A 25,075-nucleotide genomic window follows, 5' to 3' on the forward strand; every position below is an offset into this window, starting at 1 on the left:
CGTGAATCCTTACTTGCGGGTCCCACGTCCCCGCGCGGCCTGCTGACGGCGGCCCATGGCCTCCCGGCGGCGCTGGGCTTCGTCCTTGATGGACTGGGCCTGCTCCTGAGCGTTATCGGCGCCGCCCTCGTTGCCGAGGTGCCGCGCCAGCGCGCTCACGGTGGTGAGCTTGAAGAGGTCCACCAGCGCGAGGTTGGCGCCGAGCTCCTCGCGCAGGCGGCGGTGCGCCTGGGCGATGAGCATGGAGTTGCCGCCCAGCTCGAAGAAGTTGTCGTGCAGGCCCACCTCGCTGACCTTGAGCACCTGCTGCCAGATGGCGGCGATGCGCCGCTCCAGCTCGCTCTGCGGCGGGGCGTAGGCGGCGGCCAGCGCGGGACGCTCGCCCTCCGGCACCGGCAGCGCGCGCGTGTCCACCTTGCCGTTGGGCGACAGCGGCAGCGCGGGCAGCGTCATGAAGGCCGACGGCACCATGTACGGCGGCAGCGTCTCCGCGAGGAAGCCGTGGAGGTCGCTGCTGGTGGGCGCGGGCTCGGAGAGCACCACGTAGGCCACGAGGCGCCTGTCACCGGGCACGTCCTCGCGCGCCATGACGAAGGCGTCGCGCACGGCCGGGTGGCGGCGCACGGCGGCTTCGACTTCACCCAGCTCGATGCGGAAGCCGCGAATCTTCACCTGGTCGTCGGCGCGGTGCAGGTACTCCAGCACGCCGTCGGGCAGCCAGCGGGCCATGTCGCCGGTGCGGTACATGCGCTCGCCGGGACGGAAGGGGTTGGCGACGAAGCGCTCCGCCGTCAGCTCCGGCCTGCGCCAGTAGCCGCGCGCCACGCCCAGGCCGCCCACGTACAGCTCGCCCGCGCAGCCCACCGGCACGGGCCGGCGCCGCGCGTCCAGCACGTACACGTCCGTGTTGATGATGGGCTTGCCGATGGGCATCCACGCGCGGCCCTGCAGGTCCTCCGCGCGCAGGTGGTGGTACGTGGAGCAGACTGTCGTCTCGGTGAGGCCGTAGCCGTTGACGACGGTGGTGGTGTCCAGCAGCGCCTCCACGTCACGCGCCACCAGCGCCTCGCCGCCGCTGAGCACCAGCCGCACCGGCGGCAGCGTGTCCTTGCGCGCGTTGAGGCCGGCGATGACGGCGGGCACCGTGCTGACGATGCTGATGTGGTGCCGGGCGATGAGGCCCAAGAGCAGCTCCGCGTCCAGCACCTCCTCCTCGGTGGGCAGCACCAGCGCCGCGCCCGTGCACAGCGGCGGCAGCACCTCGCCCACGAAGCTGGCGGAGGCCACCGAGGTGAGCGGCAGCATCCGGTCCTTCTCGCCCGGCGCGTACGACTCCACGAAGGAGCGCACGAGGTTGGCGAGGCCGCCGTGCTCCAGCATGACTCCCTTGGGCTGGCCGGTGGAGCCGGACGTGTACACGAGGCACGCGAGGTCCTCGGCGCGCACGGCCACGGGCTCCGGCACGGAAGCCGAGGCCGCCGCGCTCCAGTCCAGCTCGGTATCCAGGCTGACCACGTGCACCGCGCCGCCGCCCGCGTGCGACGCGAGCCGGCCGTGCAGCCAGGACTGGGTGAGCAGCAGCGGGGTGCCCGCGTCGGAGAGGATGAAGGCCAGCCGCTCCACCGGGTACGCCGGGTCGATGGGCACGTACGCCGCGCCCGTGGAGAGCACGCCCAGCACCGCGGCAACCATCTCCACCGAGCGCTCCAGGCACAGGCCCACCACCGAACCCGGCCCCACGCCCTGCTCGCGCAGCCACGCGGAGAGGAAGCCCGCACGCTGGCGCAGCTCGCGGTAGGTGAGCTGCTGCTCGCGGAACATCACCGCCGCCGCGTCCGGCGTGCGCGCCGCCTGCGCCGCGAAGAGGGCGGGCAGCAGCGAGCCGTCCAGCGACACGCGCGGACCGGACTGCATCTGGAGGAGCTGCTTCGCCTCGGTCTCCGGCAGCAGCGGCAGGTCCGCCAGCGCGCGGCGCGGGTCCGCCACCAGGCCCGCGAGCAGCGTGCGCAGGTGGCCGGCCATGCGGGCGATGGTGCCCGCCTCGAAGAGGTCGGTGTTGTACTCGAAGGACGCCACCAGCGCGTTGGCCGCCTCACCCATGGTCAGCGTGAGGTCGAACTGCGCGCCGCCGTGGTCCAGCGGCAGCGACTCCAGCGGCAGGCCGGCCAGCTCCGACTTCGCGCCGGGCAAGTCGAGCGCGAACGCAGTCAGGCCGCGCTCGTCCAGGCGCGCGGCGCGCTGGTACACGAACATGACCTGGAACAGCGGCGAGCGGCTGTGGTCGCGGACGGGCTGGAGCTTGTCCACCAGCACGTTGAAGGGCTGGTCCTGGTGCTCCAGCGCCTCCAGCACCGTGCGCCGCGTGGAGGCGAGGTAGTCCGTGAAGGACTGCGCCGCCGTGGGCTTCGTGCGCACCACCAGCGGGTTGACGAAGTAGCCCGCCACGGAGGTCAGCTCGCTGCGGTGACGGCCCGCGCTCACCACGCCCACCGTGAAGTCCTCCTGCCCGGTGTAGCGGTGCAGCAGCACCTGGAAGGCCGCCTGCAGGAGCATGTTCAGCGTGGCGCCCTGCTCGCGCGCCAGCGCCTTGAGGGACGCGGTGAGCTGCGCGTCCAGCCGCTCCGTGTGGACGCGGCCGGCGTACGCCTGTACGGGCGGACGGGGCTTGTCCGTGGGCAAATCCAATACCGGCGGCGGGCCGGCGAGCTGCTCGCGCCAGTAGCGCTCCAGCGCATGGCCGCGAGGGCTGGCCAGCAGCTCCGCCTGCCAGCGCGCGAAGTCCGCGTAGGTGCGCGCGGGCTTGGGCAGCGTGACGGCCTTGCCGGTGCGCAGGGCGGGGTAGAGCGCCTCCAGCTCCTCGGCCATCACGGCCAGTGAGCCGAAGTCGGTGATGATGTGGTGCATCGCCAGCAGCAGCGCGTGGTCGTCCGCCGCGCGCGAGTACAGGCGCACGCGCAGGAGCGGGCCGGCCTCCAAATCGAACGGGCGGCGGGCCTCCTCGGACAGGCGCTCGCGCAGGGCGGCGTCGTCCCAGCCCTTCGCGTCCTCCGTCTCGAAGTCCAGCGGCAGCTCGGCGTGGATGCGCTGCACCGGGCCGGACGCCGTCATGGCGAAGGTGGTGCGCAGCGCGGGGTGACGCGCGACGAGCGTCTCGAAGGCGCGGCGCAGCGAGTCCACGTCCAGCGCGGCCTTGACGCGCACGGCGACGGGCACGTGGTACGCGGCGCTGCCGGGCGCGAGCTGGTGCAGGAACCAGAGCGCCTGCTGGCCGCCGGACAGCGGGGCATCACCGGTGCTCTCGTGCGCCGCCACGGCCGGGCCCGACGCTTCCGACTTCGGCGCGGAGAGCAGCGCCAGCACGGTGTCCGCCAGCTTCTCCAGCGAGTCGCCCTGGAGGATGCCGCCCAGCGGCACGTCGATGCCGAGCCCCGCGTCGAGCGCGCTCTTGAAGTCGATGGCCATCAGCGAGTCCACTCCGTACACATGGAGTGGGCTCTTCGCGTCCACCTGTGACGCGGGCAGGCGCAGCACCGCGGCGGCCTGCTCCTGGAGGAACACGGACAGGAGCGCGCGGCGCGCACCCGCGTCCGTCACCGCCGTCAGCGCCTTCTGGATGAAGCTGGGCTCGCGCGCCGGGGCGGCCGGAGCCGGAGCCTGGGCCTCGCGAGCGGGCGCGGCCTGCTCGGTGCGGGCGGGGGCCGCGGGCGCGGCGGCCGGCGCGTCGAGGATGCTCTGGTGCAGCACCTCCAGGCTTCCGGAGAGGAAGTCCGCGCGGGTGGCGAAGCGCTGAATCTTGCCGCTGGACGTCTTGGGCAGGCTGCCGCCCTGGATGAGCATCACCGCGTACACCTGGAGCTCGTGCGCCTCGGCGACGGACTGGCGGATGGCGGTGGAGAGGGCCTCCAGGTCCACGCTGCCCGCTTCCACGGCGCGGCGGTCCACCTCCTGCACCACCACCAGCCGCTCCTCGCCGTCCTTCTCCACGGAGAAGGTGGCGCCGCAGCCCGGACGCAGCGCGGAGTTCAGCGCCTCCACCGTGCGCTCGATGTCGTGCGGGTAGTGGTTGCGGCCGCGGATGATGATGAGGTCCTTGATGCGGCCGGTGACGTACAGCTCGCCGTTGTCGAGGAAGCCCAGGTCGCCGGTGCGCAGGTAGCGCGCGTCGTCGCCCGGCACCTTCCCGCCGAAGGCCGTCGCCGTCTGCTCGGGACGGTTCCAGTATCCCTGCGCCACGCTGGGGCCACTCACCCAGATTTCACCCACACTCCCCGGCGGCAGCGGCGTGCCCGTCTCCGGGTGGGCAATCACGAGCCGCTGCCCGTCCAGGTTGCGGCCGGAGCCCACCAGCGTCTGCGCGCCCGGGCGCTGCGGCTCGGACGGCTCCACGCGGTGGCCCTTCAGCGCGGCGGCGTCCACCGTGCGCAGCACCGGCGCCTCGTGCTTGAGGCCGCCCGAGGCGATGAGGGTGCCCTCCGCCAGGCCGTAGCACGGGTAGAAGGCCTCCATCTTGAATCCGCACGGGCCGAACACCTCGGCGAAGCGGCGCAGCGTCTCCGGCTGGAGCGGCTCCGCGCCGTTGAAGGCCAGGTCCCACCTGCTCAAGTCGAGCGCGGCGCGCTCCTCGGGCGTCACCTTCCGCGAGCACAAGTCGTACGCGAAGTTGGGACCGCCGCTGGTGGTGGCGCCGTAGCGCGAGACGGCCTTGAGCCAGCGCAGCGGGCGCTTGAGGAAGTCCACCGGCGACATCAGCACCACCGGGAAGCCGCCGTAGAGCGGCTGGAGGATGCCGCCGATGAGGCCCATGTCGTGGTACGGCGGCAACCAGATGACGCCCTGGCTGTCCTTCGAGTGCCCGAAGCACCCGTGGATCAGCTTCGAGTTGTGCATCAGGTTCGCGTGGCTCAGCACCACGCCCTTGGGCGAGGACGTGGAGCCGGAGGTGTACTGCAGGAAGACGGTGGTGCTGGCGCTCGCGCCGGGGTGCTTCCACGCCTCGCCGGTGGACTCGTCCAGCGTGTCCGTGGCCAGCCAGTGCAGCTCGCGCAATTCCGGGGCCTGCTCGAAGAGCATCTCCCCCATGCCGAGGATGAAGTCGGTGGTGAGGGCGACGGTGGCCTGCGCGTCCTGGCAGATGGCCAGCAGGCGGGGCAGGGTGCGGCCCAGGCGCATCGGGTCCGGCGGGTAGATGGGGACGGCGATGACGCCCGCGTAGAGACAGCCGAAGAAGCCCGCGATGTAGTCCAGCCCCGGCGGGTACAGCAGCAGGGCCCGCTGGCCCTGGGCGCCCCGCGCCTGCAGCGCCGCGGCGATGGCGCGCGCCTTCCGGTCCAGCTCCGCGTACGTGAAGTGGAGCTCCTCTTCCTCGCCATCCACGAGGAAGGTGAAGCCACGCTGGCCCGGCTGCTTGTCCGCCCGGAAGCGGAGCAACTCGACAAGCGTGTCACAACGGGGATCCAGGTCCGAAGGAAGACCGGTAGGCACGACGCCTCCTGAAAAGATGTATCGCGGTACCAGCACCGTGTTTCCCTGGGAGACAGGTGCTGTTCGAGAAGCCCTATGAGTGGGCCTTCTCGTGAGGGCCCGATAGTTGAGACAGGCCGTTTAGAACAGATGAAACAGGCTCAAGGGGAGTGACGACGGGTGAAGCCTCCTTGGCGCCTCTGACATCCCTGGTTTCCCGTGGCGCTCACGCGTGGGCTCCGGCGCCGGCCTGCGACGCGGAGTGCGCGGGGAGGGGAACGGAAGGCACGGCACCGGGCCGCGGTCGGGTGTGGGGCAGGCTGTCGCATCATGGCCGGGGTGTGGGTCGCGCGTGACGTCGCGTGCGCCGCATATTCACAGTCCGAGCGCATTCTTGCAAACAGGGCAGCCGGACAAACAGGCCATCCTCCCCATGGGGTTGGGCGAGCGGGCGAGCGGGCCTGGACCCGGAAACGGAAGGCACCACCTTTGCGCGGTACCACGCTCAAGCAGGAGGCCGACATGGCGAATACCGGCAAGGATGTCGACACGCTCAATTCCTTCCTCCGAGGCGAAATCTCGGCCGTGGAGACGTATCGCAAGGCCATGGGCCACGTTTCGGACGACCGCATTCGCACCGCCATCGAGGACTGCCGGCATGACCACGAACACCGGGTGGAGGAGCTGAAGGACCGCATCCGGAAGCTCGGCGGCGAGCCGGCGGAGGACTCGGGGCTGTGGGGCGGCTTCGCGAAGCTCATCCAGACCGGCGCGGACGCGCTGGGGGAGAAGGCCGCCGTCCAGGCCCTGGAGGAGGGCGAGGACCACGGGCTCAACGACTACCAACGGGACGTGGACCAGCTGCACGGCGAGGCCCGCCGCTTCGCCCGGATGGAGCTGCTGCCCGCGCAGAAGCGGACCCATGACCGGATGAGCCGCCTGAAGCGCACCCTGCACTGACGGGCAACCTGTCACGTCAGGTCCGGGACGCTTCCGGACCTTCCGGAAGCCCCGGGGACCTCCGATAGGCCCCGGGGCCCTTGAATCCCCGCGCGCCCCCCTTCCATCCCAGCCCCGCGGGGGAGGGGTCTGGAGGTTGTGGGGGGCGACATGCGATACCAGGAGTCTGCCATTTGAGCTTCGGGAGGCGCGGCATGTGGCTGGACAGCCGTTCGTCGGAACGCGATTCGGGCTCCGGGTCCGATCGGCGCACGGACGACCGCGGCCCCGAGTCCGCCGACACGGCCCCCCAGCCCGAGCCGTCGCCTGAGCCCGTCGCCGAGCCCATTTCGGAGCCCGTTTCGGAGCCCGTTTGGGAGCCCGCCGTCATGGCCTCGCCGTTCGTGGACACGAGCCACGCGGGAGCGCTCGGCGTGGGCTGCGAGGGGCTGTTCCGCTCCACGGAGAACGCGCTCCAGTGGGCGTGGCGGCTCCTCCAAATGACGAAGGGCGGCCCCGAGGCGGGCGTCCTGGTGAATGCGGCCCGCACGTGCGCGCTCGACTTCCTGGACCGCGTCCCGCCGCACGTGCGCCGGAGCGTGGCGGAGCTCCTGGGCTACAGCAACCTCTGGCAGGCCGTCTGCACGCGCCTGGGCCGCCCGGTGGCGCGCTCCAACGAGGAGTTGCTGCGCGAGATTGGCGAGGACCTCCAGTTGCTGTCGCGCGGCGCGCAGGCCCGGCTGGGCACCGCCTCCGCGCTGGAGCAGGGGCTGTTGGTCCACGTGGGCCGGCTGCGCGAGTCGCGCGGCAGCGAGCCCGGCGCGCCGCTGGAGCTGCGCGCGGTGCTGGACGCCTTCACCCACGCGGTGTCGGAGGTCATGACCGCGGCCAGCGCCTACCGCCGCGCCTGGGAGGCCACGGAGGGCGAGCTGTCCGAGTGGGCCGCGTGGCTGGGCGCGGGAGACCCGGGCTTCTGCGCGTGGCTGGCCGAGCACCTCGCCGGCACCGTCTTCGCCTGGCGCCAGACGCACGCGGCCGTCCGGCTGCTGCGCGAGCTGGGCGCGCTGGCCGGACAGCCGTAGCCGTAGCCGTAGCCGTCGCTCACGCCTCCACGAGGATGCGGTGGCGGTACAGCTCCAGCAGCACGTCCTCGGACAGGTCCGCCTGCTTGTGCTCGCGCAGGTGGTGGCGCACGGCGTCCACGGGCTCGCGGCCGGTGAACTCCACCAGCAGGCCGTACGCCTCGCCGGGCAGGGCCAGGGCGTCGTAGTCGCTGTAGGCGCCCAGGGCGACGCTGCCGTCCTGCATCCACTGCACCGTGGCGTCGGGGTTGAACTTGAGGGTGCGCGGCAGCTTCGGCGACACGGCGGTGTCGTGCAGCTTCTCCAGCGTCTTCAGCTCGATGGTGCCGTCCAGCCCGAGCAGCTTCTCCAGCCCGTCCGGGGGCAGCTCGCGCACCAGCCGGTGGCAGGCGCGGTAGTACTCCGCCTCGCGGCCCGCGTACTCCTTCCACAGCTCCGCGTACGCCTTCGCGGGAGGGGCGATGTCGTCCAGGTCCTCCACGCTCAGCGGCGCGGCCTGCGTCTCCGCGCGGTCCTTCCCGGACAGCACGTAGTCCGGCAGGAGCTGGAACGCCGCCCAGCGGGAGAGCTGGATTTCCGCCAGCGTGAGGTACGTCTTCATCGACATGTAGAACTTGCGGCCGTCGGCGCCCGCCACGTACTTGCAGAAGAAGGTGGAGCAGACGGCCTCGCGGTAGGGCCAGATGGTGCAGCCGCCCGTCTCCACCGCGAAGTAGGGGCAGCGCAGCGACGCGGCCCGGCCGAAGAACTGGTGCCCGTTCTTGTAGAGGAAGTGGAACTTCGCCGGCGGCCGCACCCACTGCGGCGTCACGCCGATGCGGCTCTCGAGCTTCTCCTCCATGCGGCGCCGGCCCTCCGCCAGCTCCGGGCGCTCGTCGGAGAGCAGCGCGCCCACGAGGTAGTTGGGCAGGCGCGGCGCGTACGTGCAGCACTTGGTGTCCGGCCGGAAGAAGCGGCTCACCCCGTCCACGGCGTCGACGGCGCCCTGCGCGTTCTCCTTGCACATGGCGCAGTTGGCGCAGGTGGCCTTCGCCTCCTCCGGGACGTCCTGTCGGAAGAAGGAGGGGAGGAGGTCCCGGTACAGCGTGGGAAGGGTGTCGATGAGGCGGGGCATGACAGGGGCTTTCCGGAAGGGGAGATGTCAGCGGGCGGACGCGTCGTCCCACTGGACGCGGTAGGTGCAGGACTCGGGGCCGTGGCGGTCCCGGCCGATGGTGAGGCCCTGCACGCCGATGCGCTGGAGGCCTTCCTCGAGGACGCCCTCGACGAAGCCCTCGGTGACTTCGGGCTCGTTGAACCAGAGGTCGGCGACGTTGGGGCCCAGCTGGGTGAGGCGCGTCTCGGTGAAGTTGTTGCCGCTGCGGAAGTTGTGCGTCATCCGCCCCAGCGAGCGCATGGGCCCGAGCACTCGCGCCATGGCCAGCACGGCGGCGCCCATGAGCGTCTGGGCATAGCCCTCAATCATGCGGCGGGCGAGCCGGCGGCGGGCCTGGTCCAGCGGCACGTCCGGGTGGAGCGTGCGGCCCACCTCGTCCAGGCAGCGTACCCAGACGGCATGGGGGTAGGCCGCGAGCAGCGGCACATCCAGGTCCACGCCCAGCGTCTTCAGCCGTGCCCGCAGCTCGGGCGGGATGTCCGCTTCGAGCGTCCTGCGGTAGAGGCTGTCCACCGTGTTGCCGAAGATGACGCGCTCAGTGCTCATGTGGCGCGCATTCTTCCCAGAGCCCACCTCCCGAGGCCAGTCCCGCGCACGTGTCCTGGCGGGTGGTTGAGCGGTGGACGCACGCGGCGCGTAGTGGAGGTCCCTGACTGGACACGCGCCCCGCGTGCATGGTCCGCTTCACGGCAAGGACGACCCTTCATCCCCCCGATGCAAGAGGAGGCGCCGCCCATGCAATTCTTCGAGGTGAACACCCACGCTCCCCCGAGCGTCGACATGGGCCACCACCTGCCGCTGCGCTTCATCTGGCGGCCGTTGCTGGGGGACGTCGTCTACGCGCTGCTCCTCGGCACGTGGTTCTGCGTGATTCCCACCGCGTACGTGGTGGACCAGGGGCTGTCCCTCAGTGCCATGCTGGAGAACTGGTGGTTCTCCATCATCTTCCTCCTCGGCGGGCTGTTCAGCGTGTCCGGAACGCTGAGCTGCGTCCTCACGCGGCTGGAGGTGGAGGTGACGTCCTCGCAGGTGCGCCAGCTCGGCGGCGGAGTGCTGCGCGACAGGACGTGGAACGAGCCGCTGGCGCACTACACGGCCCTGCGCGCCGAGCACCGGCACCATCCGGACTGGCTTGGCGCGAAGGACGAGTTCGGCATCCACCTGTGCCACGGCGAGGACGCGTCCCGCTCCGTCCTCCTGTACTGGGGCCGCAGCGAGCGCCGCTTCCGGGCTCGGCTGGACCACTACTCGAAGCTGCTGGGACTGGGTGTCCAGGGCGCACGCGCCGAGCGCCGCGCCACGGGGTGACTTGGGGGCAGCGCGAGGCCCTCGCGCGTGGTAGGAGCCGGTTCCGCTCCTGCATCGTCGAACTCGCGAACCATGACCCCCAATGTTGTTGAACCCGGAGCCGGACGCGCGCGGCGCGTGGCTGGTGTGCTGGGTGTGGCGCTCCCCTTCATCCTCTGGGTCGGGCTCGTCGTGGTGCCCGTCTGGCTCCAGGCCTCGCACGTCTGCTTCTCGCACTACGACCTGGGCATCTACACGCAGGCGCTGGCGCGGCTGTCGCTGGACGACGTGAACCCGTGGCTCAGCGCGCGGCAGATTCGCGTCTTCAACGACCACTTCGACCCGGTGTTGTGGCTGGCCCGGCCGCTCGTCGAGGTGCTGTCGCCGATGTGGGCCGGCCTCCTGGCGGAGGTCATCTTCGTGCTGCTCGCCACGGTGCCGCTGCTGTGGCTCCACGTGCGCGGCCTGTTGGATGGGGTGTCCACGGCGCTGCTGTGCTCGCTGCTGCTGTTGAGCCCCATGGCCATGGATGCGGTGATGTACCCCATCCACCCCACCACGTGGTCCATGCTGCCGCTCATCGTGCTGGGGCTCGCCTTCCACTTCCGGAAGAACGCTCTGCTGGTGGCGTCGCTGCTGCTGCTGTTCGCCTGCAAGGAAGAGTTCCCCTACGTGGGCATCATGCTCGCCGTGGCGCTGTGGCTGCGTGGAGACCGGCGACTGGCGGTGGGTGTGGCGGTGTTGTCGGTGGCCTGGCTCGGCTTCGTCATCGGCGTGCGGCCCCGCTTCGGGCCCGTGGTGGACTACACCGCGCGGCTCAAGAACGGCATGCAGGCGGGGCTCGGTCCGTTCCTGGCGGAGCGCTTCGCCTCGCGGCAGCTGTCGCGCGTGGGCACGCTGCTGCTGCTGTTCGTCCCGGTGGGCATCTGGGCCTGGCGCGAGAAGCTGAGGCCCGACTGGAAGTGGATGCTGGTGCTGCTGCCCATGCTGGGCATCCGCTTCCTGGGCATGGCGTGGCGTCACCAGTACGGCGCGCCCCTCATCGCCGCGCTGGTGGTGGCGCTGGTGCCGCTGCTGCTCGCGCGCCGTCCGCCCGCGTGGGTGCTGGCGTTGACGGGCGTGCTGCTCGTCACCACCAACGAGAGCAACCTCCGGCCCCTGGTGCGCACGCTGGCGTCGCCGTCCACCTTCCCGTCCACATGTCCGGGGGATGCGGAGCGGTTGGCCAGCGTGCGGCGCGGCGTGGAGTACCTGTCCACGCACCGTGAGGGGAAGGCGCTGCTGGGCGGCCAGCTCGTCACGCCGCTGGCCTCTCGCGACGAGGTCTACGCGGTGGGCGGGCCCCAGGGCGAGGGGACGCTCACCTACGACTGGGTGCTGGTGGAGACGCCGGGGCGCGGCGACGTCTGGCCGGTGAGTCCCGAGCACATCTCCGCGCTCATCGCCCGGTGGCGCGCCACGGAGGGCGCCGAAGTCCTCATCGACGACGGGCACGTCTTCCTCGCTCGGGGCCGCTTCTCCGACATGCCCTGACAGAGAATTCACGATTTGACGCGACCGGACAGGTCCTCTGTCCGGTAGAGTACGGAACCGATGTTGTGGGTCATCCCCCGCTGGCCCCTCACGGACGTGCGACATGGACGGTTCCGGCCCCCTCCTTCCCCGAGCTGCGCCCCGCGACGTGGACGTCCTCGCACGGGTGCACGCGGCCATGGCGTACAAGTTCCCCCACTTCCACCCGGTGGCGCGCCAGGCGCTGTCCACGCTGGTGCGGTTCTGCGACGGCTGGCAGCGCCTCTTCCCTCCGCGGCGCGAGTCCGGCGTGGTGCCGGCGCTGACGACATGGGAGCGCTTCCTGTCCACCGAGCCCCGCTCGCGCCGCATCATGGTGACGGTGCAGCCGCTGGGCGTGGACACCACGGACGGCACGTGGACCTCCGCGCTGCTGTCCCGTGTGGCGCGCTGGCACCGGGACAATCGGAGGCGCGGGTACAACCAGCCCACGGACGTGTGGGTGGCGGAGCTCGGCCGCGAGGGCTTCGACGCGCGCCAGCCCGTGTCCGACACCAGCACGCTCACCGCCGCCGTCACGCATGAGGGCGGTGGCCTCCAGGTGGTGCGGCTGCCGCTGGAGGACGCGGCGCTGACGCCGGAGGCGGTGGCCGCGCAACTGGCGCGGGCTCCGGTGTGCTCGCTGTCGGAGGCCCGGCGCGACGGCCTGCGCCCGCAGGTGCTGGTGGACCGCGCGTCGCGAGGTGACAGCGCGTGGACGTCCCATCTGCTGGCCTCGGGCGCGTGGCTGGGCGCGCGCGTGGACGCGACGACGGGCTCGCTGGAGCTGGGCTTCGACCACCTCGTCATGGACGGCACGGCGATGCTCGACGTGTCGCGCGCAATCTCTCCGGGGTTGCCCCGGCGGGCGGCCGGTGGGGATGAGGGCGAGTGGCTCACCGGCCCCGGCGAGCCCTCGCCGATGCTGCGCGTGGAGCTGCCGGAGCGGCTCGACTTCCGCAACCTGTGCTGCGCGGTGCTGGAGGCGTTGGAGCGCTCCTCGGAGGGACTGATTCCCTGCGACAACCCGACGTTGCTGGTGCCGGTGCTGCCGGACGCGCCGGTTTCGGTGGAGCGGGACTGGCGGCGCATCCGCATCGCCGTGGTGCCGGCGCGCACGCGCGAGGGCGCGGTGACGCCGGAGCGTGTGTCCTCGCTGCTGGACCGGACGCGGCACGAGGGCGGGGTGCTGGAGGACGTCTTCTCCACGCTCTACTCGCCGTCGCTGCCCTGGTGGATGCCGTCGCTCACCACGCACAGCTTCGCGTACACCCCCGCGCTGCGGCAGGTGGCCACGGCGATGTGCGGCAACGCGCTGTTGTCCAAGTCGACGCTGGTGGTGGAGGACGAGGCGGCGCTGGCGCGCTTCCCGCCGCTGTACTTCAACACCATGCGCCCGCTCCCCGCGGTGGGAGGCGGCGTGGCCCTCTGCGTGACGGAGGTGCTGTGCGTGACGCCCTCGGGCGTGCGCAAGCGCTTCTTCGCCTCCGTCGCGGGCAGCGGCCACTTCAACTCTCGCGAGCGGCTCAGCGCCTTCCGCGCAGCGCTCGCTCCGGAGGCGACCCGTCGGGCAAGAACCGCCGGGCCGGTCCTCCCTTGAACCCTCCTGGCCTTCCGAAGCAAGAGTCCCCCATGGTCCCCCCGCCTGACGCCGGGCGCATCCGCCCGCGCCCCCACCTCAAGTTCACCTTCGACGCGAGCTTCCCCCGCCAGTGGCACAAGAACGGGCTCGGCTCCACGCACCTGTGGAACGGGCTCAACATGCTCTTTCCCCAGGGGGAGCGCTTCTTCGTCCGCAGCGTCAACCACTACCTGGACCGCTTGGAGGATGCGCCGGAGCTGCGCGCCCAGGTGAAGGCCTTCTTCGCGCAGGAGGGCAAGCACTCCCGCGAGCATCAGGCGTACATCGAGCTGCTGGAGTCACAGGGATACAAAGTCTCCGGCTTCATGACGGCGTACCAGCGGCTCGTGTGGGGATTCATCGACCCGTACTTTCCGCCGCCGCTGCGCCTGGCGATGACGGCCGCGCTGGAGCACTACACCGCTGTCATGAGCGAGCACACGCTGACGCTGGGCGTGTTCGCGGACGGCCACCCGGCGATGCAGCAGCTCATCGAGTGGCACGCGGCGGAGGAAATCGAGCACAAGTCCGTGGCCTTCGACGTGCTCCGCAAGGTGGCCCCGGGCTACGCGCTGCGCATCGCGGGGATGTTCTGCGGGACGCTGGCCCTCTTCGGCCTGTGGTTCGTGGCCACGGTGACGCTGCTGCGGCAGGAGCCCGGGCTGGGCTGGATGGGCGTGCTGCGCGAGCTGCGCAAGGGTCACAAGAAGGACCCGGTGCTGGTGCGCGTGCTGTGGCGGGGGCTGAAGCAGTACCTGCGGCCGTCCTTCCACCCGCTGCAGAACGACAACCTGCACCTCGCGCGGGCGTACCTCGCGCGCTTCGACGAGCCCGGCGCGGAGGCGGCGTAGGGCAGGGCGGCAAGCATGATGTGCGGGCAGGCATCGAGGGAACGCCGGGACGCGGGCGCGCGTTCCGATGCTCTACGATGCGCTGTGTGACCCGATTCCTCCTCGCCTCTGCACTTCTCCTGGCCGTGGGTCTCGCGCCCCGCGCGGAGGCCTTCTCCGTGGAGGACCACCGCGCGCTCACCGCGGCCGCGCTGGATGCGGCCGTGGCTTCGGGAAGCGGCGCGCGACTGAAGGAACACCGCGAGGCCGTGCTGCACGGGGCCACCGCGGAGGACCTGAACCTCCACGTGAAGTGGCTGGGCTGGCACCACTTCTACCGGCCGGAGGGGAGCGTTCACTCGGGGCCACGCGAGGGCTCGGACGCGCGCGTGCGGGCCCTGTGGGACGAGGCGCTGGAGGCCGCGCGCCACGGTGACATGGCTCGCGCCTGGGACCGTGCGGGCCACCTCGCGCACCACATCGAGGACATGGCCTCGCCGCCTCACGTGGTGCCGGTGATGCACAGCCTGGGAGATGGCTTCGAGGCGCACGGTCTCGGCGCTGCTCTATCCCGCATGCAGCCTCGCGAAGTGGCTCCGCTCTCCGGCGGTGACGCACAGGTGGCACTCGCGCGCGAGACGCTGGACGCGGTGCGCACGCAATCCCTCACCGCCCGCGACGGCACGGCGATTCCGTGGAGTGCCTTCTGGACCGAGCCGGATGCACGCAGCCCGGGGACCTTCGGCGTCTACGGCGCGGTGGGCAACGTCTTCGGCCAATCGCAGGTCCGCTGGCAGGGCCACATGCACGAGGTGGACTCTGCGAGCGTCGAGGCCTTCGTCGATGCCCGGGCCTCCAGCGCGGTGGCCTACGTGCGCGCCTTCCTCGTGTGGGCCGCGGCGCGCTTCGAGGAGGTGTCCGCCCCGGGCTCGCCGCGCCTGTCGCTGCTCGGCTTCCGGCCTCCTCCCGAGCTGTCGTTGCAGGCACTCGGAGGCATGGCCCGGGACTCGCGAGGCACGGCGCCCATCGCGGGCCTTCGCGCCGCGCTCCCGCTGCCGCATGCGCTGACGCTCTCGGTGGACTGGACGCGTGGGGGGCGCGGCGGGTGGGCGCTGGCCGTGCAGTCGCCGCCGCTGTGGGCATGGCGGCCGGGATACTCGTTTGGGGTGGACCTGCGGGCCACCGTGGGCCTGGGCCTGTTCTCGTGGGAGGGCGGCTCGCGGCTCGGTGTTCCGGTGGGACTGCGGGCGCATGCGTCCCTCGGCGGGCCCTTCGTCGCCAGCACCGAGGTGCTGTACCAGGGCGTGCGTCCCTTTGGCGCATCCTGGGCGCACGGCGTCACGTGGACGGTGGGCTTCGGCATCGCCCTGGGGGACAGGTAGTCGAAGGCCGGGAATGGAATTCCGGGCGCGCGGTTCCCTGCCTGCTCCCCCCCGAGCGCTCCAAGTCCCCAGGAGCCGCCACACATGTCCTCTTCACGCAGGAAGTTCCTGCAGTACTCCGTCGCGGGCGCGTCGCTGCTCGCGCTCGGTCCCGAAGCCCTGGCCGCGTCCGGCGGCAAGGGTGCCACCCCCGCGCCGAAGGGCGCGAAGAAGAAGATCCTCATCCTCGGGGGCACCGGCTTTCTCGGTCCCGCCGTGGTGCAGGCCGCGCAGGCGCGCGGGCACTCGCTGACGCTGTTCAACCGCGGCAAGACGCGCCCGGAGCTCTTCCCCAACGTGGAGAAGCTGCGCGGCGACCGGGACCCGAACAAGGACGAGGGGCTCAAGGCCCTCGAGGGCCGCAAGTTCGACGCGGTGGTGGACACGTCTGGTTACTACCCGCGCCTCGTCAAGGCCTCGGCGGAATTGCTCGCGCCCAACGTGAAGCAGTACCTCTTCATCTCCAGCGTCTCCGCGTACGCCAGCGACAAGACGCCCGGCGAGGACGAGAGCGGCCCCACCGCCACCATGGCCGACCCCACGCTGGAGACGATGGGCAAGGAGTACGAGTTCTACGGCGCCCTCAAGCGGCTCTGCGAAGAAGCCGCCGAGGCCGCGCTGCCGGGCCGCGTCGCCAACATCCGTCCGGGCTACATCGTTGGCCCCGAGGACCGCTCGGACCGCTTCACGTACTGGCCGGTGCGCTTCGACAAGGGCGGGGAGATGCTCGCGCCAGGAACGCCGAACGACCCGCTGCAAATCATCGACGTGCGTGACCTGGCCGAGTGGCTGGTGCTCCTCATCGAGGGCAACACGACGGGCATCTTCAACGCCGTGGGCCCGGGGCATGCGTGGACGATGGGGGCCATGCTCGACACGTGCCGGCAGGTGTCGGGCAAGGACACGAAGCTGACGTGGATTCCCGCGGACTGGCTGGAGAAGCAGGGCGAGACGGGCGATATGCGGCTCCCCATCTACATGCCACCCACGGGCAACTCCGCGGGCACGCACCGGCGCAGCAACGCGAAGGCCGTGAAGACGGGGCTCAAGTTCCGCCCGGTGGACATCACCGTCCGCGACACGCTGGCGTACTTCAAGAGCCTCCCCGAGGAGCGCCGCGCGAAGATGCGCGCGGGCCTGCCGCCGGAGCGCGAGGCGGAATTGCTCGCGTTGTGGGCCAAGGCGAAGGACGGCAAGAGCGCGCCCGCAGCGCCAGCTCCTGCTTCGTCCGCGTCCGGCAAGGGCGGGTAGCGGCGCGTCGCGAGAAGCACGAACAGGGGCCCCCGGTCCATGGGAATGGCGGGGGCTCTCTCACGGCGCTTTCCGGACTGTCACGTGCGCCGTGCAGGCGCCGACGTGCGGGCTGCTCCCACGTTGGCTCCTGTCCGTCCGTACAGCGTGCGACCTGGCGGCAACTCTTCCCTCGCCGCCTCGACGCACAGTGATAAGGACGGCCCGGCTGTTACCCAGAGCCAACCCATTCCCATGTCCAGCATGCACATCCTGCGTGGGGCTCCGGCCCTCTCTGATTTCCGGCTCGCCAAGCTCCTTGCCCGGTGCCGCGAGCAGGTGCCCTCCGTGTCGTCCGTCTACGCGGAGTTCGTGCACTTCATCGACGCCTCGGCGCCCTTCTCCGAGGGTGAGCAGGCCACCCTCGGCCGCCTCCTCGAGTATGGGCCCCGCGTGGCCGCGGGAGAGCGGGCGGGCAGCCTGCTGCTGGTGGTGCCCCGCCCGGGCACCATCTCCCCCTGGTCCTCCAAGGCCACCGACATCGCGCACAACTGCGGTCTGGGCGACAAGGTCCGCCGCATGGAGCGCGGTGTCTCGTACTTCGTGGCCGGCCCCGACGGCCGCGCGCTCCAGCCCGATGAGTGGCAGCGCCTCGCGCCGGTGCTGCATGACCGGATGACGCAGGCGGTGATGGCGCGCCTGGAGGACGCCGCCGTCCTCTTCGAGGCGCACACGCCCCGGCCCCTCACCACGGTGGACGTGCTCGGCGGCGGCCGCGCGGCGCTGGCCAACGCCAACCGCGACCTCGGCCTCGCCCTGGCCGAGGACGAAATCGACTACCTGGTGGCGCGCTTCACCGAGCTGAAGCGCAACCCCACCGACGTCGAGCTGATGATGTTCGCGCAGGCCAACAGCGAGCACTGTCGGCACAAGATCTTCAACGCGTCGTGGACCATCGACGGCAAGCCCCAGGAGCGCTCGCTCTTCCAGGCCATCAAGAACACCTACGCCCTCAACAAGGAGGGCGTGCTGTCCGCGTACAAGGACAACGCCGCCGTCATCGCGGGCTTCGAGGTGGACCGCTTCTTTCCCCATCCGGAGACGGGTGAGTGGGGCTCCGTGCGCGAGCCGGCCCACATCATGATCAAGGTCGAGACGCACAACCATCCGACGGCGATTTCTCCCTTCCCTGGCGCCGCCACCGGCGCGGGCGGAGAGATTCGCGACGAGGGCGCCACCGGCCGCGGCGCGAAGCCGAAGGCGGGCCTCACCGGCTTCACCGTCAGCCACCTGCGCATCCCCGGCTTCGAGCGCCCGTGGGAGCAGCCCTACGGCAAGCCCGAGCGCATCGTCTCCGCGCTGGACATCATGATTGACGGTCCGCTCGGCGGCGCCGCCTTCAACAACGAGTTCGGCCGTCCCAACCTCGCCGGCTACTTCCGCAGCTTCGAGGCGCAGGTGCCCACGCCGCAGGGCGTGGAGGTGCGCGGCTACCACAAGCCCATCATGATTGCCGGCGGTCTCGGCAACATCCGCGAGGGGCACGTGAAGAAGGGCCGCCTCCAGCCGGGCGACAAGCTCATCGTCCTCGGCGGCCCGGCCATGCTCATCGGCCTGGGCGGCGGCGCGGCGTCTTCCATGGCGCAGGGCGCGAGCGCGGCGGACCTCGACTTCGCCTCCGTGCAGCGTGACAACGCGGAGATGGAGCGGCGCTGCCAGGAGGTCATCGACCGCTGCTGGGCGCTGGGCGATGCCAACCCCATCCGCTCCATCCACGACGTGGGCGCGGGCGGCCTGTCCAACGCGGTGCCGGAGCTGGCGCACGACAATGATTTGGGCGGCCGGCTGGAGCTGCGCAACGTGCCCAACGCCGAGCCCGGCATGGCGCCGGTGGAAATCTGGTGCAACGAGGCGCAGGAGCGCTACGTGCTCGGCGTGGCCCCGGAGGACCTGTCCCTCTTCGCCGCGATGTGCGAGCGCGAGCGCGCGCCCTTCGCGGTGTTGGGTGACGCCACGGCGGAGCAGGTGCTGACGCTGTCGGACTCGCAGCTCAAGGCTGCGCCCATCGACCTGCCCATGGACGTGCTGTTCGGCAAGCCGCCGCGCATGCACCGCGACGTGACGTCCCGCCCGCTGGCGCTGCCGCCGCTGAAGCTGGACGTGTCCCTGCGCGACCTCGCCGAGCGCGTGCTGGGCCACCCGACGGTGGCGGACAAGTCCTTCCTCATCACCATCGGCGACCGCACGGTGTCCGGTCACGTCAGCCGGGACCAGATGGTGGGCCCGTGGCAGGTGCCCGTGGCGGACTGCGCGGTGACGCTGTCCACCGTGACGAGCACCACCGGCGAGGCCATGTCCATGGGCGAGCGCACGCCGCTCGCGATTGTGAATGCGGCGGCCTCCGCGCGCATGGCGGTGGGTGAGGCGATTACGAACATCGCCTCGGCGCGCATCGGCAAGCTGCCGGACGTGAAGCTCTCCGCCAACTGGATGGCGGCGGCGGGCAGCCCGGGTGAGGACGCCAACCTCTTCGCCGCCGTGCAGGCGGTGGGCATGGAGCTGTGCCCGGCGCTCGGCCTCACCATTCCCGTGGGCAAGGACTCCATGTCCATGCGCACCGTCTGGGAGGAGAACGGCGCGCGCAAGGCGGTGACGGCGCCGGTGTCGCTCATCGTCTCCGCCTTCGCCCCGGTGCTGGACGTGCGGCAGTCGCTCACGCCGCAGCTCGTGGACGTGGCGCAGGACACGCGGCTGTTGTTCGTGGACCTGGCGCGCGGGAAGCAGCGGCTGGGCGGCTCGGTGGCGGCGCACGTCTACGGGCAGGTGGGCCCCGAGTGCCCGGACGTCGAGGACGCGGCGCTGCTGAAGGGCTTCTTCTCGGCGGTGCAGGCGCTCAACGCGGACGGGAAGCTGCTCGCGTACCACGACCGCTCCGACGGCGGCCTGTGGGCCACGCTGTGCGAGATGGCCTTCGCGGGCCACTGCGGCGTGGACGTGGACCTGACCTCACTGGGCGGCGACGCGGTGTCGGCGCTCTTCAACGAGGAGCTGGGCGCGGTGGTGCAGGTGCGCGCGGCCGACGTGGCGCGCGTGCGCGAGGTGCTGGGGCAGCACGGCCTCGCGGCGCACTGCCATGAGGTGGGCCGGCCCACGGCGGCGCTGGAGGTGCGGGTGCGCCACGGCGACGCGAAGCTGGTGGAGGGCACCCTGGCCCTGCGCCGCACCTGGTCTCGCGTCAGCTACGAGATGCAGCTGCTGCGCGACAACCCCGTCTGCGCGGAGCAGGAGTACGCGGCGAAGTGCGACGCGGCGGACCCGGGCCTGTCCCCGAAGCTGACCTTCGACCCGACGCAGGACGTGGCCGCGCCGTACATCGCCAAGGGCGCGCGGCCCCGGGTGGCGGTGCTGCGTGAGCAGGGCGTCAACAGCCAGCAGGAGATGGCGGCGGCCTTCACCCGCGCCGGCTTCATGGCGGTGGATGTCCACATGAGCGACATCCTCTCCGGGCGCGTGTCGCTGAAGGACTTCCACGGCATCATGGCCTGCGGCGGCTTCTCCTACGGAGACGTGATGGGCGCGGGCGGCGGGTGGGCCAAGTCCATCCTCTTCAACCCGCGCGCGCGGGACGCGTTCGCGGACTTCTTCGCGCGGAAGGACAGCTTCGGCCTGGGCGCGTGCAACGGCTGCCAGATGATGGCGCAGCTGAAGGACATGATTCCGGGCGCGGAGCATTTCCCCCGCTTCGTGCGCAATGCCTCGGAGCAGTTCGAGGCGCGCCTGGTGACGGTGGAGGTGTCCGACACGCCGTCGCTCTTCTACAAGGGCATGGCCGGCAGCCGGATGCTCATCGTCGCCTCGCACGGCGAGGGCCGCGCGGAGTTCCCGAGCGACACGGAGGCCGCGCGCGTCAACGGGCTGGGCTTCGTCACCACGCGCTACGTGGACAACCACGGCCAGGTGACGCCGGTGTACCCGGCGAACCCCAACGGCTCGCCGTACGGCATCGCCGGGCTCACCACGCGCGACGGGCGCTTCTCCATCACCATGCCGCACCCGGAGCGCGTGCACCGCTCCGTGCAGCACTCGTGGCGCCCGCGCGAGTGGGGCGACGATGGGCCTTGGATGCGCATGTTCCGCAACGCCCGCGCCTGGCTGGGCTGAGCTGAGCGCCAGCGGCTGACTGTTCGGATGCCCCGTCTCGGAAGAGGCGGGGCATCTTCAGTTTCAGGGGTATGTCAGGTCCCCTTGCGCACGAATATCTAGCACACTAGATATTTGTCTACGAGCGGTTCCGAGGGAGCGGGCATGGAGCGAATCGAGGAGTGCATCAACTTCCTCGCCGGGAAGGCGTACCAGCAGCTCAACCAGGAGGCGAAGCGCCGGCTGGCGGAGTTCGGGGTGACGCCGCCGCAGTACGCGGTGCTGAAGGTGCTCTGGGAGCAGGACGGCCAGAGTGGGGCCAGCATCGGCGAGCGGCTGGTGCTGGACAGCGCCACGGTGACGGGCCTCATCGACCGGCTGAGCGGCGCAGGGCTCATCGAGCGGCGGGCCGACCCGGAGGACCGCCGCGTCAACCGGCTCTACCTGACGCGCGCCGGCCGCGCGCTCCAGGCGCCCCTGGACCGGGAGATGGACGAGATGAACGAGAAGGTCTTCGCCCGCCTGGGCCCCCGGGACGCGCAGAAGCTCCGGGAGCTGCTGGCGAAGCTGGGCCAGGAGAGGTGACGCCATGCAATTCGATACGAAGATTGCCGTGCTGCTCCGAGACGACCTGCTCGCGTGGCAGCGCCTGAATGTGACGGCCTTCACGGTGAGCGGCATCGCCACGCTGCCGGAAGTCGTGGGCGAGGCGTACGAGGACGCGTCCGGCCGGCGCTACCGGCCGATGCTCAAGCAGCCCGTCCTCATCTTCCAGGCCACCCGCGAGCAGCTCCGGGAGGCGTACGCGAAGGCGGTGGGCTCGGACGAGACGCAACTGAGCATCTACACCGAGGACCTCTTCGCCACCCCGCACGACGAGGCCAACCGGGCCGCGGTGCGCGCCGTGCACAGCGAGGACCTGAACCTGGTCGGCCTCGCCGTCCGGGGCCGCAAGAAGGCGATGGACAAGCTCACCAAGGGGCTCGTCCTCCACCCGTGACGGTCCACCCGGGCCTGGGGAGGCGAGGGTGGACCGGGCCGTGCCTCAGGCCTTCACGAGCTGGAGCGGCTGTCCTTCCGGCACGTGCTTCATGGCCACGGAGTTCATGCAGTAGCGCAGGCCCGTGGGCGGCGGTCCGTCCGGGAAGACGTGACCCAGGTGGCCGTCACAGCGCGCGCAGCGCACCTCGGTGCGAATCATCCCGTACGAGACGTCCTGCACCTCCGTCACCGAGTCCGCCGTCAACGGCTGGGTGAAGGACGGCCAGCCCGTGCCGGACTCGAACTTCGTTCCGGCCTTGAAGAGCGGGTTGCCGCAGCCGGCGCACACATAGGTGCCCGGCGTCTTCGTCCCCAGGAAGCAGCCCGAGCCGGGACGCTCCGTGCCGTGCCTGCGGAGGACGTCGTACTCCTCGGGAGTGAGGCGCTTGCGCCACTCTTCGTCGCTGAGGGTCAGCTTGTCCGCCATGCCGTCATTGCTCCTTTCGGGGCCCGTCAGGGCCCGGGGAATTACTCAGATGCACATCCTGCCAAGCCGTCGCGCCTGGAGGGCAGTCGGGAGTGCGGCGTGCTGTCCACTGGCCCGCTCCGCGTCCCTTCTCCTCCCCCTGGCCAGCACGCGGCCTCCGGGGCACCCACGGTAGGGGAGAGGGGACAGCTCGCGGAGGAGGCACACCCATGCGGATTGGCGACTTGATGACCAAGAACCTGGAGACCATCGAGGCGGGCGAGCCCGTGCGCGCCGCGGCCCTGAGGATGCGCACCTGCAACATCGGCTCTCTGCCCGTCGTCGAAAACGGGCAGCTGGTGGGCATGCTGACGGACCGGGACATCACCGTGCGCAGCACCGCGCTGGGGCAGAATCCGAACACCACCCCCGTGCGCGAAATCATGACGACCGCCGTCATCACCTGCGATGCGGATGCGTCGCTCGAGGAGGCCGAGCAGTTGATGGAGGACAAGATGGTGCGCCGCCTCATCGTCATCGATGAGCAGCGGCAGCCGGTGGGCCTCCTCAGCCTGGATGACCTGGTCTCCGAGCCCGAGGAGATGCTGTACGCCAGCGCAGTGATGGACCGCATGCATCAGGCCTGACGCTCACTTCCGCCCGCCCGCCTTCCGTGCGGGCGGGCGCCGTGACGGTGTCTCCAGCCCGGGCAGTTCCTGCTGCACGGCCGGGCGCTTCCCCGTCGTCCTCGCGGGAGCGCATGTGGGCAGCAGCTCCTCGCCCTCCACCGCGGCCCAGCCCTCCTGGATGAGCTCGTCGAAGCTCGGGCCGGTGGCGGTGGCCTCCAGCCGGCGGGCCTGCCGGTCCAGCTCGCGCAAGGCGGAGAGCTTCTCGTCATGGCCCAGCTTCGCCGCGTCCACCGCGTGGCGCAGCACGCACAGCGTGGCGTCGTACACCTCCAGCTTCACGGGGTAGGGGTGCCGGTCCTTGCCGCCCTGCGCGAAGGAGAAGCGCGCCGGGTCGCTGAAGCGGTAGGGCGCGCCGTGCACCAGCACGCGCCCAGCCGGGCCATGCGGGTGTGGAGCCAGTCCGGCACCTTGCCGGAGTGCAGGGGCATCAGCGCGCTTCCCGTGCGGTCCATGCCCGTACTCCCAACCACCATTCGAGCCTTGCGTCAGGAGGGGTGGTGAAACTGATGCCATGCCGTTTCATGTGAGCAGGCACGGGAAAGGGGGCCTGCGAAGGCGGTGGCCACATGACGGACCGGCGAACGCTGGCGCCCGGCGGGTGAATGGAGCCAGAATGCGCGCTCGCCTTCTTCCGGTGTGCGCGGCCCCGCACCCTGCTGACTCACGCTGTCCGGGGGCGCTCCCGGACCGCACGCGTCTTCCACCTGGGGGTTGTCATGCGCGTCCCTCTTTCGACAGTGGTTCTTCGTACACATGTGCTGCGAGCCGTGCTCTCGGCAGGACTCCTGGGCGTCGCCGCCTGCAAGGGCTCGACGGGCGCGGATGGTCCCCAGGGCTCGGTTGGGCCGCAGGGCCCCGTTGGACCCCAGGGCCCCATCGGACCGCAGGGGCCCGCGGGGCCGGCGGGCGGTCCTCCCGGTCCACAGGGACTGAGCGCCCTGCTGCTCACCACGCCCGAGCCCGCGGGCGCCAACTGCGGTTTCGGCGGCGTCAAGATGGAGACCGGCGTCGACGCGAACGGCGATGGTGAGCTGGGTAAAGACGAGGTGAACGCCTCGGCGACGAAGTTCCTCTGCAACGGCGCGCAGGGGCTCCGGGGCGAGGTGGGCGAGGTGGGCCCGCAGGGGCCCAAGGGAGACACGGGCGAGACAGGGCCACAGGGCTCCGTGGGCCCTCAGGGTCCCAAGGGAGACACAGGCGCGCAGGGGCCCCAGGGCGTGTCCGGGGCGTTCGAGATGGTCTTCGGCGACGGCTCCGCGGGAGACCTCAAGGTCGAGTCCTTCGGTCCGCCGCGGTACTTCCAGGCCGGGAACTTCTCGCCCGCTGGCGCCAACCTGATGTTCCGGAACGTGACCATCGAAGGCACGCTCATCGTGTCGAGCGGGACGATGATTCGCGCGACCGAAAACATCACCATCGCCAAGGGCGCGAACATCTTCATCAGCCCCGACTTCGCGATTCAGACCCTCAACCCGTCGCAGAAGGGCATCGCCATGTCCGCCTCCTACACCTACCTGGGTGGAAAGGGGCTGGACCTGGGGCGCACGTCGTTGGTCTCACGCGCCGACCTGTTGGGGGGCGGCAATGGCTACCGCTCGACGACGAATCCCGACATCCTCGGCGGCGACGGTGGCGGGCGACTCATCCTCGCCGCAGGGGGCAACATCATCATCAACGGCTTCATCGACGGGAACGGCCGCCAGGGCATAAACAACAGCGTTCCCACCATCAATCGGCCCGCCGGAGCACCGACCCCCGTGGCGGGCGGCGGCGGTGGCGGTGGCGGCGTCCTCAGCCTCATCGCCGGCAACAGCATCACCGTGGGGGACTCCGGTGTGATTCAAGCCAAGGGAGGCGAGGGGGCCAAGGGCTGGAAGGGCTCCAACCCGGTGGTGGGGCACATGTACGGCGGAGGAGGTGGCGGCGGTGGTGGCATCATCCAGTTCATTTCCAAGGTCCCGGTCACCATCGCTACTGGCGGCAGGGTCGAGGCGAACGGCGGCCCAGCGGGTGCGGCGAGTGTCGAGGGCACGGCCACCACCCTGAAGGAGCTGGGCGGTGGTGGCGGCGCCAGCGCGGGCGATGGCGGAGATGGCACGAGCTCGACGGCGCAGCCGGGGACTGCGGGTGCCTCCGAGCCGGGCACCGCGGGAGACATCATCTACATCCGGGCGGACCGGCCGGAGCTGATCTTCTTCTGACCAGGGCTCGCTGATCGCGCG

General features: G+C 71.1%; 18 protein-coding genes. 13 read left to right on the forward strand and 5 right to left on the reverse strand.

Going from position 1 to position 25,075, the window contains the following annotated elements:
• Positions 1 to 9 precede the first annotated feature (9 nt).
• Entirely contained in the window at positions 10 to 5,481 is a 5,472-nt protein-coding gene (locus ACVTJA_RS15415) for an amino acid adenylation domain-containing protein (RefSeq protein ID WP_465837130.1), read from the reverse strand.
• Positions 5,482 to 5,982: 501 nt separating this feature from the next.
• Between ACVTJA_RS15415 and ACVTJA_RS15420 the strand changes: the two genes are divergently transcribed.
• Entirely contained in the window at positions 5,983 to 6,420 is a 438-nt protein-coding gene (locus tag ACVTJA_RS15420) for a DUF2383 domain-containing protein (protein ID WP_465837131.1), read from the forward strand.
• A 368-nt stretch (positions 6,421 to 6,788) separates the two neighbouring features.
• Complete coding sequence (locus ACVTJA_RS15425) at positions 6,789 to 7,481, forward strand: hypothetical protein (RefSeq protein WP_465837132.1); 693 nt, start codon at positions 6,789 to 6,791, stop codon at positions 7,479 to 7,481.
• A 19-nt stretch (positions 7,482 to 7,500) separates the two neighbouring features.
• On the opposite strand, the gene ACVTJA_RS15430 is transcribed toward ACVTJA_RS15425, so the two are convergent.
• Complete coding sequence (locus ACVTJA_RS15430) at positions 7,501 to 8,595, reverse strand: hypothetical protein (protein WP_465837133.1); 1,095 nt, start codon at positions 8,593 to 8,595, stop codon at positions 7,501 to 7,503.
• Between the two features lie 27 nt (positions 8,596 to 8,622).
• Positions 8,623 to 9,183 (reverse strand): DUF2378 family protein, encoded by a 561-nt coding sequence (locus tag ACVTJA_RS15435; protein WP_465837134.1) that lies wholly within the window; start codon positions 9,181 to 9,183, stop codon positions 8,623 to 8,625.
• A 189-nt stretch (positions 9,184 to 9,372) separates the two neighbouring features.
• Here ACVTJA_RS15435 and ACVTJA_RS15440 point away from each other — a divergent pair, with 189 nt between their 5' ends.
• The 9 genes from ACVTJA_RS15440 (at position 9,373) to ACVTJA_RS15480 (ending at position 21,717) form a co-directional block, all read left to right on the forward strand.
• Complete coding sequence (locus ACVTJA_RS15440) at positions 9,373 to 9,945, forward strand: hypothetical protein (protein ID WP_465837135.1); 573 nt, start codon at positions 9,373 to 9,375, stop codon at positions 9,943 to 9,945.
• 135 nt (positions 9,946 to 10,080) lie between these two features.
• Positions 10,081 to 11,457 carry a DUF2079 domain-containing protein gene (locus ACVTJA_RS15445; protein WP_465837136.1) on the forward strand — a complete coding sequence of 459 codons (1,377 nt, stop codon included), beginning with the start codon at positions 10,081 to 10,083 and terminating at the stop codon, positions 11,455 to 11,457.
• Between the two features lie 103 nt (positions 11,458 to 11,560).
• Positions 11,561 to 13,075 carry a hypothetical protein gene (locus ACVTJA_RS15450; protein WP_465837137.1) on the forward strand — a complete coding sequence of 505 codons (1,515 nt, stop codon included), beginning with the start codon at positions 11,561 to 11,563 and terminating at the stop codon, positions 13,073 to 13,075.
• A gap of 32 nt (positions 13,076 to 13,107) precedes the next feature.
• The gene (locus ACVTJA_RS15455) at positions 13,108 to 13,947 is read left to right on the forward strand and encodes a metal-dependent hydrolase (protein ID WP_465837138.1); all 840 of its coding nucleotides are present in this window, start codon (positions 13,108 to 13,110) and stop codon (positions 13,945 to 13,947) included.
• Positions 13,948 to 14,024: 77 nt separating this feature from the next.
• Entirely contained in the window at positions 14,025 to 15,308 is a 1,284-nt protein-coding gene (locus ACVTJA_RS15460) for a phospholipase C/P1 nuclease family protein (protein WP_465837139.1), read from the forward strand.
• An 84-nt stretch (positions 15,309 to 15,392) separates the two neighbouring features.
• Positions 15,393 to 16,598, forward strand: coding sequence for an NAD-dependent epimerase/dehydratase family protein (locus ACVTJA_RS15465; protein ID WP_465837140.1), 1,206 nt, complete (start codon positions 15,393 to 15,395; stop codon positions 16,596 to 16,598).
• 234 nt (positions 16,599 to 16,832) lie between these two features.
• Positions 16,833 to 20,738 (forward strand): phosphoribosylformylglycinamidine synthase, encoded by a 3,906-nt coding sequence (purL, locus tag ACVTJA_RS15470; protein WP_465837141.1) that lies wholly within the window; start codon positions 16,833 to 16,835, stop codon positions 20,736 to 20,738.
• Between the two features lie 144 nt (positions 20,739 to 20,882).
• Positions 20,883 to 21,302 (forward strand): MarR family winged helix-turn-helix transcriptional regulator, encoded by a 420-nt coding sequence (locus ACVTJA_RS15475; RefSeq protein ID WP_465837142.1) that lies wholly within the window; start codon positions 20,883 to 20,885, stop codon positions 21,300 to 21,302.
• Positions 21,303 to 21,306: 4 nt separating this feature from the next.
• Positions 21,307 to 21,717: a DUF2000 family protein gene (locus ACVTJA_RS15480; protein ID WP_465837143.1), complete on the forward strand. Its 411-nt coding sequence runs from the start codon at positions 21,307 to 21,309 to the stop codon at positions 21,715 to 21,717.
• Positions 21,718 to 21,762: 45 nt separating this feature from the next.
• On the opposite strand, the gene msrB is transcribed toward ACVTJA_RS15480, so the two are convergent.
• Positions 21,763 to 22,185, reverse strand: coding sequence for a peptide-methionine (R)-S-oxide reductase MsrB (msrB, locus tag ACVTJA_RS15485; protein WP_465837144.1), 423 nt, complete (start codon positions 22,183 to 22,185; stop codon positions 21,763 to 21,765).
• A gap of 209 nt (positions 22,186 to 22,394) precedes the next feature.
• Here msrB and ACVTJA_RS15490 point away from each other — a divergent pair, with 209 nt between their 5' ends.
• Positions 22,395 to 22,811 (forward strand): CBS domain-containing protein, encoded by a 417-nt coding sequence (locus ACVTJA_RS15490; protein WP_465837145.1) that lies wholly within the window; start codon positions 22,395 to 22,397, stop codon positions 22,809 to 22,811.
• Between the two features lie 3 nt (positions 22,812 to 22,814).
• On the opposite strand, the gene ACVTJA_RS15495 is transcribed toward ACVTJA_RS15490, so the two are convergent.
• Complete coding sequence (locus ACVTJA_RS15495) at positions 22,815 to 23,219, reverse strand: hypothetical protein (protein ID WP_465837146.1); 405 nt, start codon at positions 23,217 to 23,219, stop codon at positions 22,815 to 22,817.
• A 401-nt stretch (positions 23,220 to 23,620) separates the two neighbouring features.
• On the opposite strand from ACVTJA_RS15495, the gene ACVTJA_RS15500 reads away from it, so the two are divergent.
• On the forward strand, positions 23,621 to 25,054 hold the full coding sequence (locus ACVTJA_RS15500) for a DUF7151 family protein (RefSeq protein ID WP_465837147.1): 1,434 nt from the start codon (positions 23,621 to 23,623) through the stop codon (positions 25,052 to 25,054).
• Positions 25,055 to 25,075 lie beyond the last annotated feature (21 nt).

The sequence above is a fragment of the Pyxidicoccus sp. M6 genome, from assembly GCF_055568925.1.

What these genes read in the sequence shown, in the direction of transcription:
- purL (WP_465837141.1), top strand. Translation starts at nt 16,833, where the DNA reads ATGTCCAGCATGCACATCCTGCGTGGGGCTCCGGCCCTCTCTGATTTC.
- ACVTJA_RS15490 (WP_465837145.1), top strand. Translation starts at nt 22,395, where the DNA reads ATGCGGATTGGCGACTTGATGACCAAGAACCTGGAGACCATCGAGGCG.
- ACVTJA_RS15420 (WP_465837131.1), top strand. Translation starts at nt 5,983, where the DNA reads ATGGCGAATACCGGCAAGGATGTCGACACGCTCAATTCCTTCCTCCGA.
- ACVTJA_RS15425 (WP_465837132.1), top strand. Translation starts at nt 6,789, where the DNA reads ATGGCCTCGCCGTTCGTGGACACGAGCCACGCGGGAGCGCTCGGCGTG.
- ACVTJA_RS15430 (WP_465837133.1), bottom strand. Translation starts at nt 8,595, where the DNA reads ATGCCCCGCCTCATCGACACCCTTCCCACGCTGTACCGGGACCTCCTC.
- ACVTJA_RS15480 (WP_465837143.1), top strand. Translation starts at nt 21,307, where the DNA reads ATGCAATTCGATACGAAGATTGCCGTGCTGCTCCGAGACGACCTGCTC.
- msrB (WP_465837144.1), bottom strand. Translation starts at nt 22,185, where the DNA reads ATGGCGGACAAGCTGACCCTCAGCGACGAAGAGTGGCGCAAGCGCCTC.
- ACVTJA_RS15455 (WP_465837138.1), top strand. Translation starts at nt 13,108, where the DNA reads ATGGTCCCCCCGCCTGACGCCGGGCGCATCCGCCCGCGCCCCCACCTC.
- ACVTJA_RS15460 (WP_465837139.1), top strand. Translation starts at nt 14,025, where the DNA reads ATGCGCTGTGTGACCCGATTCCTCCTCGCCTCTGCACTTCTCCTGGCC.
- ACVTJA_RS15450 (WP_465837137.1), top strand. Translation starts at nt 11,561, where the DNA reads ATGGACGGTTCCGGCCCCCTCCTTCCCCGAGCTGCGCCCCGCGACGTG.
- ACVTJA_RS15465 (WP_465837140.1), top strand. Translation starts at nt 15,393, where the DNA reads ATGTCCTCTTCACGCAGGAAGTTCCTGCAGTACTCCGTCGCGGGCGCG.
- ACVTJA_RS15440 (WP_465837135.1), top strand. Translation starts at nt 9,373, where the DNA reads ATGCAATTCTTCGAGGTGAACACCCACGCTCCCCCGAGCGTCGACATG.
- ACVTJA_RS15475 (WP_465837142.1), top strand. Translation starts at nt 20,883, where the DNA reads ATGGAGCGAATCGAGGAGTGCATCAACTTCCTCGCCGGGAAGGCGTAC.
- ACVTJA_RS15435 (WP_465837134.1), bottom strand. Translation starts at nt 9,183, where the DNA reads ATGAGCACTGAGCGCGTCATCTTCGGCAACACGGTGGACAGCCTCTAC.